Source organism: Enterococcus sp. DIV0187, from assembly GCF_051713785.1.
Taxonomy (GTDB): Bacteria; Bacillota; Bacilli; order Lactobacillales; family Enterococcaceae; genus Enterococcus_A; species Enterococcus_A avium.
Map to the genome: position 1 here is coordinate 213,412 of NZ_JBIOQO010000002.1, position 13,980 is coordinate 227,391.

At 39.8% G+C, this 13,980-nt stretch carries 13 protein-coding genes; 2 read left to right on the forward strand and 11 right to left on the reverse strand.

From position 1 onward, the window contains the following. Positions 1 to 261: 261 nt before the first annotated feature. Positions 262 to 975, reverse strand: a complete 714-nt coding sequence (locus IGI52_RS20950; protein WP_438782374.1) for a nitroreductase family protein — start codon at positions 973 to 975, stop codon at positions 262 to 264. A 96-nt stretch (positions 976 to 1,071) separates the two neighbouring features. After that, positions 1,072 to 1,929, reverse strand: a complete 858-nt coding sequence (locus IGI52_RS20955; RefSeq protein WP_016178352.1) for a formate/nitrite transporter family protein — start codon at positions 1,927 to 1,929, stop codon at positions 1,072 to 1,074. 172 nt (positions 1,930 to 2,101) lie between these two features. On the opposite strand from IGI52_RS20955, the gene IGI52_RS20960 reads away from it, so the two are divergent. Then, positions 2,102 to 2,536 carry an OsmC family protein gene (locus IGI52_RS20960; RefSeq protein WP_438782375.1) on the forward strand — a complete coding sequence of 145 codons (435 nt, stop codon included), beginning with the start codon at positions 2,102 to 2,104 and terminating at the stop codon, positions 2,534 to 2,536. Positions 2,537 to 2,610: 74 nt separating this feature from the next. Here the strand turns inward: IGI52_RS20960 and IGI52_RS20965 are convergent, their stop codons facing one another. The 9 genes from IGI52_RS20965 to IGI52_RS21005 form a co-directional block, all read right to left on the reverse strand. Further along, a complete protein-coding gene (locus IGI52_RS20965) occupies positions 2,611 to 3,447 on the reverse strand; it encodes a GNAT family N-acetyltransferase (RefSeq protein WP_438782376.1) in 837 nt (278 codons plus the stop codon). Between the two features lie 133 nt (positions 3,448 to 3,580). Then, positions 3,581 to 4,255, reverse strand: a complete 675-nt coding sequence (locus IGI52_RS20970; protein ID WP_438782377.1) for a hypothetical protein — start codon at positions 4,253 to 4,255, stop codon at positions 3,581 to 3,583. Between the two features lie 14 nt (positions 4,256 to 4,269). Beyond that, positions 4,270 to 5,388, reverse strand: coding sequence for an NAD(P)-dependent alcohol dehydrogenase (locus IGI52_RS20975; RefSeq protein WP_311856050.1), 1,119 nt, complete (start codon positions 5,386 to 5,388; stop codon positions 4,270 to 4,272). A 43-nt stretch (positions 5,389 to 5,431) separates the two neighbouring features. Continuing rightward, a complete protein-coding gene (buk, locus tag IGI52_RS20980; RefSeq protein ID WP_438782378.1) occupies positions 5,432 to 6,502 on the reverse strand; it encodes a butyrate kinase in 1,071 nt (356 codons plus the stop codon). 5 nt (positions 6,503 to 6,507) lie between these two features. Next, positions 6,508 to 7,398: a phosphate acyltransferase gene (locus IGI52_RS20985; RefSeq protein WP_438782379.1), complete on the reverse strand. Its 891-nt coding sequence runs from the start codon at positions 7,396 to 7,398 to the stop codon at positions 6,508 to 6,510. Positions 7,399 to 7,407: 9 nt separating this feature from the next. Beyond that, a complete protein-coding gene (locus tag IGI52_RS20990; RefSeq protein ID WP_311856053.1) occupies positions 7,408 to 8,748 on the reverse strand; it encodes an aldehyde dehydrogenase family protein in 1,341 nt (446 codons plus the stop codon). A gap of 142 nt (positions 8,749 to 8,890) precedes the next feature. Beyond that, positions 8,891 to 9,469 (reverse strand): TetR/AcrR family transcriptional regulator, encoded by a 579-nt coding sequence (locus IGI52_RS20995; RefSeq protein ID WP_311856054.1) that lies wholly within the window; start codon positions 9,467 to 9,469, stop codon positions 8,891 to 8,893. 226 nt (positions 9,470 to 9,695) lie between these two features. Then, a complete protein-coding gene (locus tag IGI52_RS21000; RefSeq protein WP_438782380.1) occupies positions 9,696 to 11,648 on the reverse strand; it encodes a glucosaminidase domain-containing protein in 1,953 nt (650 codons plus the stop codon). 560 nt (positions 11,649 to 12,208) lie between these two features. Then, the gene (locus IGI52_RS21005; RefSeq protein ID WP_154059697.1) at positions 12,209 to 12,562 is read right to left on the reverse strand and encodes a hypothetical protein; all 354 of its coding nucleotides are present in this window, start codon (positions 12,560 to 12,562) and stop codon (positions 12,209 to 12,211) included. Between the two features lie 232 nt (positions 12,563 to 12,794). Here IGI52_RS21005 and IGI52_RS21010 point away from each other — a divergent pair, with 232 nt between their 5' ends. Then, positions 12,795 to 13,955, forward strand: a complete 1,161-nt coding sequence (locus IGI52_RS21010) for a cation diffusion facilitator family transporter (protein ID WP_016178341.1) — start codon at positions 12,795 to 12,797, stop codon at positions 13,953 to 13,955. Positions 13,956 to 13,980 lie beyond the last annotated feature (25 nt).

Below are 13,980 nucleotides of genomic sequence, written 5' to 3' on the forward strand. Positions count from 1 at the left end.
AAGCTTGCTCGGAAATACTGTAACGATTACTCAACTTTTTCAGTCAGAATGCGAAAAAAGTAGCTGAATCAAAAATCTTTTAGATTTTTGGTTTAGCTACTTTTCATGATTAAACGTCGACTCGTATGTCGCGTCTGGGAAATAAGCCGAAAATTCAAAAAATGCCGAATAGGAACTATTCAACATCCGCTCCCACGTCATGATGATTTTCAGAAATTTCTTCTTATTGATTGAAGTCAAACAGTGATGAATCGACTTTTTTTATTTTACAGTCCCAATGTAAAGATGTCCGTCTGGTGCAGCTGGCGCGCCCTTACTGTTTACAAATTCGAAAGACCGACCGCTATGCTCAGTCGCAACTGCCAAATGACAAAGAGCGATTCCAACATCTAGTTCCGTCAGCTTGTACATCATCCCAGGAAGACCATTGATTTTCTTTTTTCGATAAACATAAATGGCTCCATTATTTGCGATGAAATACCACGGTTGTCCATTCAGACCAGAAGGTGCTAATCGTGCAGCTTCAATTCTCGAATCCTTCCCCTCTGATATCTCTTTCAAAGCCTTCCGATCAAATTCTTTCAAGGTTCTGCTGGCAGATTCAGCTGGTTCACCGAAAGCCAACCCGATAATATAATCCGCGTCTGATTTCGCAGGTTTCATCATTCCCACCCATCGGGACGCATAGCCTTGAGAAAATAGAAATAGATCGACATGTTGAAATAAAAAACCGGCACAGGTATCTCGCAATGGCTGTTCCTTGCCATAAATCAGAAGATAATGGGGAGCTTTTGGTGTTCCAATACCTTTAACTCCTTCAGGTCCCACAAGCTTATAGGTAATTTCAGCATTTGGTAAAAGTGGCTGGACGGTTTCGATAAAGGTCTCTACCTCTTTGAGTGTCGTTTCGGATAGCGGCTTCATGGTAAAATTGCGCGTTGACTTTCGAGTGAACATACTTGAATACAAATCCATACAATAAACCTCCCCAATTAGATTACTTATTTTAACTATAGGTATATCCTTTAACCTATGCAAGAAAAAACGTCAGGGATTGCTCCCTAACGTATTTTAGTCAACATATTTTGAATCGGTTTTATTCAGCCACGCATAACCTAGACCCATCACTAAGCCGCCACCGATGAAGTTTCCAATCAAGGTGAAGAATAAGTTATGAACGACATTTCCTGCGGTCATCTCAGCAATCGTACCATGGGAAGCGAAATACGCTAAAGAAAAAGCTGGGAAGTTAGCGATAACGTGCTCAAAGCCTAAGAAGGCAAAAATAAAGATGATAAAAATAATCGCCATTACTTTTGCTGCGTCATCCTTCATCCGTAAACTGACTAGCACAGCAGTATTCACAACGATATTAGCAAACATTCCCTCAACTAAAATTTGACTTGTTGATTTTGTCAGCTTTGAAGCAATTCCGGTGAACATATAGTTGTCTGGTTCCAAGTGACCGAATGGCGCTGTCAATGAAAGCAGGTATCCGCATAGCACTCCGCCAATCAGATTGAATAAAATACAAGTAAATAATAACTTAATAGCAAATGATACAGACATTTTCTTCTTGTAGACACCAATCGTTGTGTACAACATGTTTGAAGTACCTAATTCTGCATTCATGAATAAAATCATTACTAACGACCAACTAAACATAAACGCATAAGCCATTTTTTCCAAGCCTGGAATTGCTTCCTGCATACGAATGGCAATATAAAAAGCAATAGCTGTTCCTAACGCTAAAAATAAACAAGCGAACATTGAACGTACTGCATAACGAGGCAAACTCGAATTAAACAAATCAATTTTTTTACTAATCGAATACTCCAGCTGAGACATTAAACCTGATTTTGTTTTCACATGCTTTTCGCTTTCAGTCACAGGTGTTTCTTCAATTTCCATAAATAAATCCGATTTCATAAGGTTCCTTCCTTCTTGGCAAAAGCCATAATGTACAGGTATCATACAAGATTTCCATACTATTTTCAATGAAAACTTGCAAAAAAATGAAATATTGAGAAAAATCGCACAAGTTATTTAATTTTCTCAGCAAAAATCGTATGATTGAAGTAATAGATTGGGAGGGAAATGAATGGTTAAACAAATTTTGAAGGCAGAAGTAGAATCTTTAGGCGGTCTACAGCTGAAATGCTCGGCTCGCGGCTTTGAATTCATCATTGATGAGCCAGAAAATGTTGGCGGCACCAATGAAGCGATGAATCCGCTGGAGGCTTTGCTCTGTTCCTTAGGCGCTTGTAAAATGATGGTGGTTAGGTTCTTTTATCAAGCAAAACAAATCAATCTGAAATCGGTGCGTGTTGAAATCCTAGGAGAGATCGACTCTGATCGCCTAAAGGGAAAACCAAATGTAAAGATTGGCTTCTCAAAAATTATCACAAATTATTACATTGACGCTGACAATACTGATGAAGAAATCAAAGACTTAGTGGCCTTTATTGAGAAGACCTGTCCTGTTAAAGATACCATCGTCAATGCCCCAGAGATGGAGCTGCATATCAATCCATGAAATAAGCTGTGACAAGAATTTTGTCACAGCTTATTTCTCGAAGAAGTTGACGTTGCCGCAACCTCCTTGTCCTTTCAACAGTCCATTTTCATTTCAAACTGATCGCAAAAATGATCAAAACCCAATTCCTCCATTTTTTTAATCCACAATTGATCCGTAAAATTGATATTATGCAAACGAACGTCTTGATAGCGTTCGCTCAAATTGACCATTAATTCTCCTAACTCTGAAATTCTCCCTTCGCGTCTTCCCCACTGCTTTACCTGCCCACTATCTTTTTGATAAATAATAAAAGCATTGCACTCTTTCTCATTGCCAGTATACATAATTCGATAATCATCTGGAAAATTCTGCAGAATCTCTATTCGATTTTCAAAAGAAGGCGTATCATGTCTCAGTGGTTCTAGTGATTCTAACGGAAACTCAGTAATAGACAGTTCTTGAAAGTTTTCTGTCCCCTTCATTGATTCTTTTGCATTTCCTCGAAAACACGCATATTCTTTAATGATTTCCAAGCCCATTTTACGATACGTTGCCACTGCGGGTTTATTGGTTTGAATCACTTCCAAACCATAATAAGCAAAGTTATGCTGTTTCAATAATTCCATACAAAAATCCATCATCTGTGAATACAATCCCTTGCGACGATGAGCTGGCACAACACCAGTTGCGGCATCAAAGGCAACCTTTTCCCCATTGTATTCGCCAACTGCATTTAGTAAAACAGCCACTAACTCACCCTCAAAAAAAGCTCCACAGGATAAATCATAACGAACATTTTCACTCTTAAAACGATGATAGAGGGACTCATCACTCAATTCCATTTTCACATAATAATCAGAAAATGCTTCCCGCATGCAGACAGCAATTTTAGAAAATTCAACGTCTGATAAATCCTTGATTTCATACATCCTATTACCCCTTTCTTGGCAATTCAATTAAATCCAGCATATCATGTAACCGCTTTAGATGAATTCAAATGAGGAGTTTCTTAGCATAACAAAAAGCTGCCTCACAAAGTGAAACAGCTTTTTATCAATAGGATCAAATTGCTTCTTTTTCCGAAATTTTTGCTGGACTACTACCTTTTTTAGAAGCAAATGAAAGGATAATCCCTAATGCGATCGAACTAAATGCCGCCACGACAACTCGAATATTCTCTGGTAGCAAAAATACGATCGTGTGGACTGGAATCCAGAAACAAATGCCAACTTTCAGCCAATTGAAAGTTACAAAAGCTGTCCAATCAATTTTGCCAATCAATCCCTTCAGAGTCACGGGTTCTTTTGCAGCTGCTGTTTCGATCCATAGCTCCATAATACGATGAAACGTATTCATCGCTGGCGCAAAGGTAAGATTCATAATACTGCTTCCGCAAAAAGCTTGTGCCAACGAAACGCCAGCAAAAGGCAGCAGTTTTCCAGCCTGTGCTAAACCAGCACCTCCCATGAATACTGGAAAAACTAGCGTCACCATACAACCAATAATCCCCCATACAACTGCTCGCAGAGGAACTTGAGCTGAAAACTGATAGTCACCAGAAGCAATCCGCTTTCCAAAGAGATCACCCATCGTCGCCAAAATCGCAAATTGAATGAAGCCTCCAATATAAGGGTGGGCAGAGCTTGCTGCCAAGATAGAATCTCTAGTAGCAGGGATAACAAAAAGCATTAACAAACCTGCCAGCAAAAGCCCCCAAACAATGTCCCCTCTTTTCATTTGATTTCCTCCAATCATTTAGGCGGCTGATAATCTTTATCCATCACAACGACTGCTTTAATGACTTCTCCGCTGATAGAATCTGCTTCGGCTTGATTGATGTTTTCAAAATCATAGTATTTGATAAATTGATCAAATGGAAACTCCCCTCGCTTGTAGAACTCGATTAAGTTTGGCAAATGATATTTTGCGATGGTATCGCCGATCAATACACCGCGAACTTTCTTGTTGCCAAAAACTAAATCAAAGAAGGTGTTTACTTCGAAGTTTTTCTGAGTCACTGCTAACGGTACGAAGGTTCCTGAATTGCTTACTGAATGAAGGGCCTTCGTCATGACAGGTCCAACACCGGTCGAATCAATCACATAATCCAAGCCGCGACCATCTGTTAAATCCTTGATAAATTGTTCAGGATCGTCTTCTTTGCTGTTAAAGATGTGACTGGCGCCTAGTTCCTTTGCCTTTTCTAAACGTTGATCGTTAATATCAATCGCGACAATCGGATAACAACCAGCAATTTTCGCAGCCATAACTGCGGAAAAGCCGACTGCACCGGTACCAAAAACAGCAATTCCTTCACCTACTTTTGGCTGTAAGACACTTAAAACTGCGCCACTTCCGGTACCAAGTCCACAGCCCAAAGGGCCAAGCAGACGCAAATCGACATCCTTATCCACCTTCACAACGTTTGATTCCTCAGTCAAACTATACGTAGAGAAAGAAGATTGATTGAAGAAGTTATTGACCTCAGTGCCATCCTCCGTGTGCAAAATGAACTCTCCCCGCGGATTTTTTCCAAGGTTGTTGACCGTAAACCACTTCTCACAAGAAGACGGATGACCTTCGACACAATGCTTGCATTCACCGCAATAAGCGTAAGACAGAATCACATGATCTCCTGGCTCTACGGAGGTCACCGCATTGCCGACTTTTTCAACGATCCCGGCGCCTTCATGTCCTAAAACATTTGGAAAATTGATACTATTCCCGTTTCTTTCACCGTAATCTGAACGACACAATCCAGAGGCGACAATTTTCACCAATACATCCTTTGAACCTACTTTTGCCAATTCCAGTTCTGTAATTTCGTATGGCGCCCCTTTTTCCTTTACTAATGCCGCTTTGATTTTCATTCTTGCTGCCCCTTTCTTAATTAAAAACATATTATTGATTTATTTAGACGTTTGGACTGACAAATTCCTTCATTTCTTCTTCTCCTAGTACAACCCGCTCTGCGCCTTTTGATAAAGCGATCATTTCGTGTTCCCCTGGTACTGCTACGATTGGTGCGATAAAACCGATCCGTTTTTCTAATTCTGTTACGACGATCTTTGAATAAGCTACCCCACCAGTCAAAGCGATCCGATCGACTAAACCATTGGAAACTGTGGCTAAGCTTCCTATGCCTTTAGCGATCTGGTAAATATAGGCGTCATAAACAATTTTTAGTTCTTCATCTCCAGCCAGAATGCGTTCTTCAATTTCTTTTGCGCTGCTGGTTCCAGCATACGATTTCAAACCGCCTTCACGTTTATAAAGTCGCAGCATTTCTTTTAAGCTATACTCGTAGCACAGCGGCATTAAATATTTCAACGGCAAACCACCTGTACGCTCCGTTGAGAATGGCCCCTCATCATCAGAGATTAAATCAATCATTTTCCCTTTGTGATGAATACTGATTGTGTTTCCGCCTCCTAAATGAGCGACAATCAATGTTGAATGCTGATAATCAAGCCCTTCCTCACGTGCAACTTTCATAGCCACTGCTCGCATGTTCAAGGCGTGACCAATACTTTTGCGTTCGATCCCCTTCAAGCCAGAGATACGAGCCACCTCTTCAAACTCGTCCACTGATACGGGGTCGTAGATTAGTGCGATGGTCTTTTCACTGCCTTGTTCTTTAATTTCATGAGCTAAAATTGCCCCCAAATTTGAGGGATGTTCAATTTGTGTGACGTTCTTCAAGTAATAGATCATGTCGTCATTTACTTCGTAGGCACCGGAGGAAACAGGCGGAAGACTTCCTCCTCGACCAGCTACAGCGTCTAATTCCTTAGGATCAATTCCTTCTTTTTTCATAAACGCCAATAAAATATCTCGGCGAAATTCTATTTGATCTACGACATTTTGAAATTTCTGCAACTCCTCTGTTGAATGCGAGATCCCCTGTTCTTTAATAATCTCACCATCCACATAATAAGAAACCTTGGTTGATGTCGATCCGGGGTTAATTGCTAAAATTTTCATCTGCTTCACCTCTTGCTGCAATACATCGCGACTAAAATTGAATAGGCTTTTTCTTCCTCTGTTGACCCTCTTGATACCATCACGATTGGTACGCTGGCGCCCATAATTAACCCAGCCATTTTTGCACCGGCTAGGATCGTTAAGCTCTTGCCAAGAACGTTCATGGTGGTAATATCAGGCCCTACTACGATGTCCGCATCACCTGCGACAGGACTTTCGTAGTGTTTGATTCTTGCAACTTCCTTACTTAACGAAAGATCTAGCGAAATCGGGCCGTCGATCCAACAACTATCTGGCGCTTCGTTCTGAAACTCCTGCATAATTTTTTCTGTCTCTACGCTAGAAGTGATTTTCGGATTGACCTTTTCCGCCGCAGCTAACAAACCAACTTTCGGTTTAGCAACACCAATTTTATTCATCACTTCGATCCCATGCTGAATCAAAACTTTCTTCTCTTCTTTACTGGGCGAAGTTACCATTCCGCCATCTGTTGTCAGCAGCAGCTTGTGATAAGCGGGGATCTCATTTAGTGCCACATGACTCAATAACTTGCTAGTAGCAATTCCTTTTTCACGATCGACAACTGCCTTCAAAAATGTCCGTGTCTGAAGATGCCCCTTCATCAGAAAATCGAGCTCATTATTTTTGGCCATCTTCACACCAATCGCTGCGCATTCTTCTTCCGTTTCTGCTGGGACAACTTGTGCTGAAAAATTATGTTGCGCCAAAATGGTTCGAATCTTGATCTCATCGCCAATTAAAACCGGTTCGAGATACTCTTTGACTTTTTCATTAAAAACCGACTGAACCGTTATTTCGTCATTGGCACAGACTACCCCGATCCGGATTTTTTGAACGCTAGTAAAGTTTGCGAGTAATTCATCAAATTTTTGCATGAAGATCACCTAATCCCAAGGGTTTCCATCATGTTTAGGCGTGATCGGCACCGCGATTCGCGAAATATTAATCAAGTGGGTATAGGTCAAATTTTCAGAAATAATATTGTTCCCCCATGACCCGCAGCCAAGTGAAACAGTTGGGTTCAGGCCATTTGCTGGAGAGCCTCCTGCATCAATCGTTGGCTGATTAACAACTAAGCGACTGACTGGCAAAACTTCTCCTGCATAAAGTTGATGTTCTTTGCTATGGCTGAATAGGCCTGCTGAATGACCGGAGCCTTCTAATAAAAGATTTTCCTGGGCAAAAGCTATTCCTTCTTCAAAGTCATCGTAACTTTTCAATGCGAGTACAGGGGCCATTTTTTCCTTACAGAACAATTCTTCGCTGCCAACTGCGTCAACTTTGACTGCGATAATCTGACTATCCTCTGGAATTTCAACATCGGCTGCCTCAGCGATCACCTGCGGATCTTGCCCAATCATTGCTGGATTAGCTTTGCCATCGATGAATAAAGTATCACGTAATTTCGTTAAATCCGCTTCCTCAGTGAAGACCGCCGCTTGCTGTGCACGTAATGCGTCAAGAACTTCGATTTCTTTTTCTTGCGGATAAAATAGGCTTTGTTGACACGCACAGACAATCCCGTTATCAAAGGAGCGACCAATAACTGAAAGCTCCGCGGCTACTTCTACATCAAAATCACGATCCAAAATCGCTTGTACATTTCCTGGGCCAACACCGTATGCGGGATGTCCGCTGGAATAAGCTGACTTCACTAAGCCAGGGCCTCCCGTTGCAACAATCAAATCAACAGATTTCATCAATTCTTGCGACACTTCGATGCTCGGTTCTTCAATTACCTGTAGCAAATCTCTAGGTGCTCCAACGCTGACTAAAGCTTCTCGCATCAGCTCAATGGTTTCTTTTGTTGTCTTTTTCGAACGAGGATGCGGCGATACGATCATGGCATTTTTTCCTTTAAGGGCCATCAAGCCGTTACCTAAAGGGGTAATTGTCGGATTGGTTGTTGGCGTAACCGAACCGATCACGCCTCTTGGATGCGCGATTTCTACTAGACCTTCTTCAGGTATTTCTCGAATCACGCCAACAGAAGCCTTATTCTTCAAACTCGCAAAAATATTGGTGGCCATACCTTGGTTTTTTCCGATTTTATGATCCAGTCGTCCCAACCCTGTTTCTTCAATTGCTAACTTGGCTAATGGTTCTGCTTGTTCAAAAACTGCCTTAGAAATTGCATAAAGCATCTTATCTACTTCTGCCTGAGTGTATCCGCTGATTTCTTCCATTGCGACACGTGCCCGTTGTACCATTTCCTCCATTGCCATTTCCTTAAGCCCCTTTCATTTTTACATACATGAGTGTATGTTTCTTACAGCCTCAATATACCTAAGTTATGAAAGCGCTGTCAATTTCGTAAAAAAAAGAACTTGTTCGCAAAATGCTGATGCAAACAAGTTCTTCTTCTTTTTAAGCGTTTTTAAAAATAATCGAAATACTACGTCTAATAGCCTCGGCAGTGTAATTTTTTGTAACTTCATCAGGAGTTCCTGAACCATACATTCCTTCGAAATAATTATAAAGCATACTAGAAACAGCCATGGCATCATTTTCCTCTAATCCCTCTTCCACTAAACCAGCTAAAAAGAAGTTATACAGTCGCGCGCGTGTTTCGCGAAAAGTTTCAAGCAGCTCGGCAAATTCTGGATAGACCTCTAACGTTTTTAAAGATTGCTGCATAAACTTGAAGCCCATCTGATTTTGCGACGGAACCATCAATATTTCCACGACTTTTTCTTGAAAACTCATCTCTTCGTCTAACATGATCCCACGTTTTTCAGACTTGATTTTCTCAATCGTCATTAAAACGACTTCACCAAAAATTTCTGATTTATTCTTAAAATGCCAGTAAGCAGCACCTCGACTAACATGGGCATCTTTGGATATTTTATCTAATGAAGTATTCTCAAATCCAACTTCATAGAAATTTTGAAAGGCGGTTTCCAGTAATCGCTGCTTTGTTAATAAACTCTCTTGCTTCCGTTTCATTGTCATCTCTCCTGCTTTAAAAAAACAAAAATTGATTCATTCAGACCTATTTTCAATTTTTTTGAAATCATTGATAAATTTCACGAAATCCTCTCTCTTGTGAAATTTTTCTTTATTAGTTTAATTCGTGAGAAAAAGAATACGATTCCATTTTCACATAATTCAAGCATTTTTAAAAGAAAAAAACCGCCAAGTTTTTCACTTGGCAGTCTATGGTTTGAAAAAATTATTTCATTGGTGGGATAACCGCCAATAAGCCACTACTTAAAGTAACATAGATCGATGAAGCGGTAGGTATAGTCTCCGTTTGAATCTTCTTCGTTGGCAAAGCTGTCGCAGCTAATGCAATTAGGCTTTCACCGCGGAAAAGATTAACAAAATGCTTCGTTGACATCACTTGTGGAATTCGTGGACTGTTTATAATACTAGCAATTAATTTTGATTGGATCTGATCATTCACATCAAATTTAGCTTTCGTTACTGTGCTTTCAGGTCCAGGCGTTTTTTCTTTGGTTTCTTTAGCGTGATCAAATTCTGTTAAATCATATGCTTTGATGATTGCATTTAGTTTCTCTGCATATTGTTTATCTGTTGCATAGCGTCCTTGTAGATGTTCCGTCGCGTCTTTATAAGATTCGGTTTGATCTTTCCAAGTTGCCTTGTAGAAGTCAGCATTGCCTGAAATTCCTTTTTTGATCAGCTTAGCATAATCTTCCAATGATTCTTTATAGGAAGGATATTTTCTAAACTCAGAAGTAATTTGGAAGCTTGCACCATCTTTATCCTGTTCCAACGTTTGGAATGTCACACCTTGATCCTTGAACTTGCCTTTAATACCAAACAAGTTATAATTTGGTTCGCTGGCTAGTGAACTATTACCTGAACCACTTTCCAAAATCGCTTGGGCAATCATTACTGATGAATAAATGCCGTTCTTTTGTCCAATTTCGCGAGATGTTTCTCCGATTTTCTTGATGAATTGATCGGTTGTTTGATTTTTATTAAAAATAAATGGTTGATTCGTACTATATTGTCCAAATGCATTGGATAAAGAGCCCGTTGCTTTTGGCAGACCAGCGACATTTACACGAAGAGCAAAGGTTGGCGCAAAATCAGCGATACTACCGATTTTTACGACGTCGCCAGGTTGTGGTGCATGGATATATTGACCATTACCGATATAGATCGCAACGTGAGTCGTCACACTCGTTGGTGCTCCCCAAAATAGCAGATCACCAGGCTGTGCTTCACTGACAGGAATTTGCGTTCCCGCGTATTGCTGATCCCCTGTCCAGCCGCCGATATTATGACCAGTCGCATTGGCATATACGACATAAGCAAGCCCTGAACAGTCAAAAGCATTCGGACCTTTAGCTCCCCAAACATAAGGCTTTCCAAGATGGCGGTATGCCTCTTGAACGATTGCCGTTTGAACCTCATTACTGAAGGTTGGTGCATTTTGATTTGATGGAATACGAACATCCGCTGCTGCTGCCTCTGGTTGACGTGCTGCTTGCTGTTCTTGATTTGCTGCAGATGAATTTCCAGCGGAATTGGTGGTACTTGACGGATTGCTTGCGGGTTTATCCTTATTTCCACTGTTTGAATTCCCTGTATTGCCGCTCGGTTTTTCTGCTGGTTTTGGCGTTGGTGTTGGTGTTGGTTTTGCTTCCTCCTTCACAGGAGTCACTTCAAACTGGATAGATACATCTGAATCAGGCATTGGGAATTGACCATTGATATTTCCACTCGTTGAAACAATTGCTTGTGTGGTAGTATTAATAATCTTTACTTCTTTTAGTGTATAGCCTTTTGCCAATGACACAACGTAATGAACGGTCGTACCAGCAACTAAGCCTTCATTCGATGTATATTGGAAGCTAATTTGGTTGCCGTTTGCATCAGCAGCTGTATTGTTTGCGATCGGACTACCATTCGCTAATAAATTATATTGTTTCGCTGGTTCAGGAGTTGGTTCGGTTGGAGTCGGATCAGGCGCTTCAGAGCTCCCAGTTTCTCCTGTACTCGAGCTTTCTGTCGTTTGTTGACTTGATGAAGTCGCAGCTGAATTGCTTGCAACAGTACTACTTTCTTCAGCGAAAGCTTGTTGTGAAGCCAATAGAGTTGGACCAAAAAGACTACCCAGCGCTAATAGACTTACAATTTTATTGTACTTCATCTCTATACCTCATTTCTAATATAAATATATTTTCACATATAATTAATTTCCTTAATTACTTACTATAATATCATTAATTTAAGAACCTGTCTAAAGTCTAAGCCAGAGTTCATAAAATCTTCAATATTATCAACGTGCAGGATAAAATGGCTACCTTTTTATCTGTTCATTAGTTTATAAAGCTTGATAAATCAGTCTAATTCGTTCACAAATTGCATATTTTACTAAATACAATAAATGGTTATTCAATGAAGATTCAATTGCGATTAAAATGTTTATTTTAATAAAATTCTAAAAAAGTGTGTTGTGTAATTTGTGTAAATAATCATTTTATTAATATAATATACGCGAAAATAAAGATAAATCTCGAAACATCAATAAAAATGATAATCCGAGATTTATTGAGGTGGTTAACTTACTTAAGACACCGTTTTTAATTGGTAAGCGCTCCGTATCTAAACAAATAGAATTACTGACAACACAGTGTCAAAGCTGCAGAGACCATTAAACAAGACTGCATAAAAGAACCTAATAGCACAGGCTATTAGGTCCTTCTTTTCTTAAGTATTGGCTTTTTCTTTATCTTTGATAATTTTCTGCATTAACTTCGAAATTGAACGTTCGTGGAAATGAGTCATTCGAACACTTTCGCCGCTTTCTGTCCGCCAAATTTTATTTTCATAAAATCCAACACTATCACGTTTTCCGTCCATCAGCTCTTTAGCGTAATTCAGGACTAGACGAATTGCTTCACGGGTGGGTTCGTCACTTTGGAAGTAACCTGGGTAGCTCCGCAAATATTCATCAAGATCACTATTTCTTGAAGCTTTCCAGTCTTCAATGAAATCTTCCAGTGCTGTGACTACATTACTTGTTTGAATCTTCCATAATGTTATGTCTACTTGATTCTCCATACTCATACCTCCCATTTTTGAATCCTCTTACATAAACAATTATAAAGTGTTTACATTTTAATTAGCTGAGATATTTGCAAAAATCTTATTAAAAAACTTCGAAAATAGATCGTTATTAAAAGTAAACCGCAAATATTTAAGGTTTACTTTTAATTCTTGCTGATGGATTTAGTTTCTTTCTCTCACTTTTTTCGGTTATACTAGTAATAATTGATTGATAAGGATGAGTGTTATGCTAAATTTTTTAATAAATAAAATTACAAGTCGTTGGAAGGGAAATAGAAGAACCAGTGTTGGGATCTTAGGTGGAATTTTAGGATTACTTTCGAATCTGCTTCTCTTTCTCGCCAAGTTCTTTATCGGTTCACTTTCAGGTAGTGTCTCGATCATGGCGGACGCGATGAACAATCTCTCGGATACTGCTTCTTCGGTTATCACCCTTGCTGGTTTCAAAATTGCTGGAAAACCAGCGGATGAAGACCATCCTTATGGCCATGAACGTTTTGAGTATATCAGTGGATTTGTCATTTCGATCTTGGTCACCTATGTTGGGATTCGTTTTTTGGATAGTTCTTTTATCAAAATTCTACATCCCAGCAGTGTTTTGCTCTCCCCCATCGTTTATATTGTTTTGATATTATCTATCCTAATGAAGTTTTGGCAGTCCTTTATGTATCGGAGATTAGGTCGTGAAATTAATTCTGATACTTTAAAGGCTACTGCTCAAGATAGTATTAACGATGTTTACACTACGATCGCCGTGCTGATCTCCGCAATTATCGAATGGTTCAGCGGCTGGCGCATTGATGGGTATATTGGCTTTCTGATCGCTTTATATATTATTTATTCAGGAGTCAAAATGATTATGAGCTTCATTAATGATTTAATGGGAGTTCGACCGCGCGAAGAAGAAGTTTTAGCGATCCGCAAGCATTTGGATAATTACCCAGACATCATCGGCTATCATGATCTGCTGATTCATAGCTATGGACCAAATAGTGTTTTTGCCTCTGTCCATATTGAGGTCAATCAAGATTGGAGTTTGCCTCATGCTCATGAAGTGATTGATGCGATCGAATATGATGTGAAGCAGAACTTGGGGGTTGATTTAGTCTGTCATCTTGATCCCTACCCGATTGATGATCCTGACTTTAAGCGAATTGCTCCAGAACTAAAAAGGATTTTAAAGGATATTCATCAGCATTTGCGTTTTCACGATCTGCGTGTTGATAAGACGACCACACCAGAGACCATCTATTTTGATTTAGTAGTGCCTGAAGACTTAAAAAAGGTCACAAATTCGCAGCTGCAAGATCAAATCAGCGAACGCTTTATCAGCCAAAGCGGACCTGCAAAGCTAAGTATTACCTTTGATCGAACCTATTTATTGTGAGCAAGAAGAGTCCGAGTCATAACGA

Bases quoted from the DNA above. Each gene is read 5' to 3' on its own strand.
- IGI52_RS20950 (WP_438782374.1), bottom strand. From the start codon at position 975: ATGGATTTGTATTCAAGTATGTTCACTCGAAAGTCAACGCGCAATTTT.
- IGI52_RS20955 (WP_016178352.1), bottom strand. From the start codon at position 1,929: ATGAAATCGGATTTATTTATGGAAATTGAAGAAACACCTGTGACTGAA.
- IGI52_RS20960 (WP_438782375.1), top strand. From the start codon at position 2,102: ATGGTTAAACAAATTTTGAAGGCAGAAGTAGAATCTTTAGGCGGTCTA.
- IGI52_RS20965 (WP_438782376.1), bottom strand. From the start codon at position 3,447: ATGTATGAAATCAAGGATTTATCAGACGTTGAATTTTCTAAAATTGCT.
- IGI52_RS20970 (WP_438782377.1), bottom strand. From the start codon at position 4,255: ATGAAAAGAGGGGACATTGTTTGGGGGCTTTTGCTGGCAGGTTTGTTA.
- IGI52_RS20975 (WP_311856050.1), bottom strand. From the start codon at position 5,388: ATGAAAATCAAAGCGGCATTAGTAAAGGAAAAAGGGGCGCCATACGAA.
- buk (WP_438782378.1), bottom strand. From the start codon at position 6,502: ATGAAAATTTTAGCAATTAACCCCGGATCGACATCAACCAAGGTTTCT.
- IGI52_RS20985 (WP_438782379.1), bottom strand. From the start codon at position 7,398: ATGCAAAAATTTGATGAATTACTCGCAAACTTTACTAGCGTTCAAAAA.
- IGI52_RS20990 (WP_311856053.1), bottom strand. From the start codon at position 8,748: ATGGCAATGGAGGAAATGGTACAACGGGCACGTGTCGCAATGGAAGAA.
- IGI52_RS20995 (WP_311856054.1), bottom strand. From the start codon at position 9,469: ATGAAACGGAAGCAAGAGAGTTTATTAACAAAGCAGCGATTACTGGAA.
- IGI52_RS21000 (WP_438782380.1), bottom strand. From the start codon at position 11,648: ATGAAGTACAATAAAATTGTAAGTCTATTAGCGCTGGGTAGTCTTTTT.
- IGI52_RS21005 (WP_154059697.1), bottom strand. From the start codon at position 12,562: ATGGAGAATCAAGTAGACATAACATTATGGAAGATTCAAACAAGTAAT.
- IGI52_RS21010 (WP_016178341.1), top strand. From the start codon at position 12,795: ATGCTAAATTTTTTAATAAATAAAATTACAAGTCGTTGGAAGGGAAAT.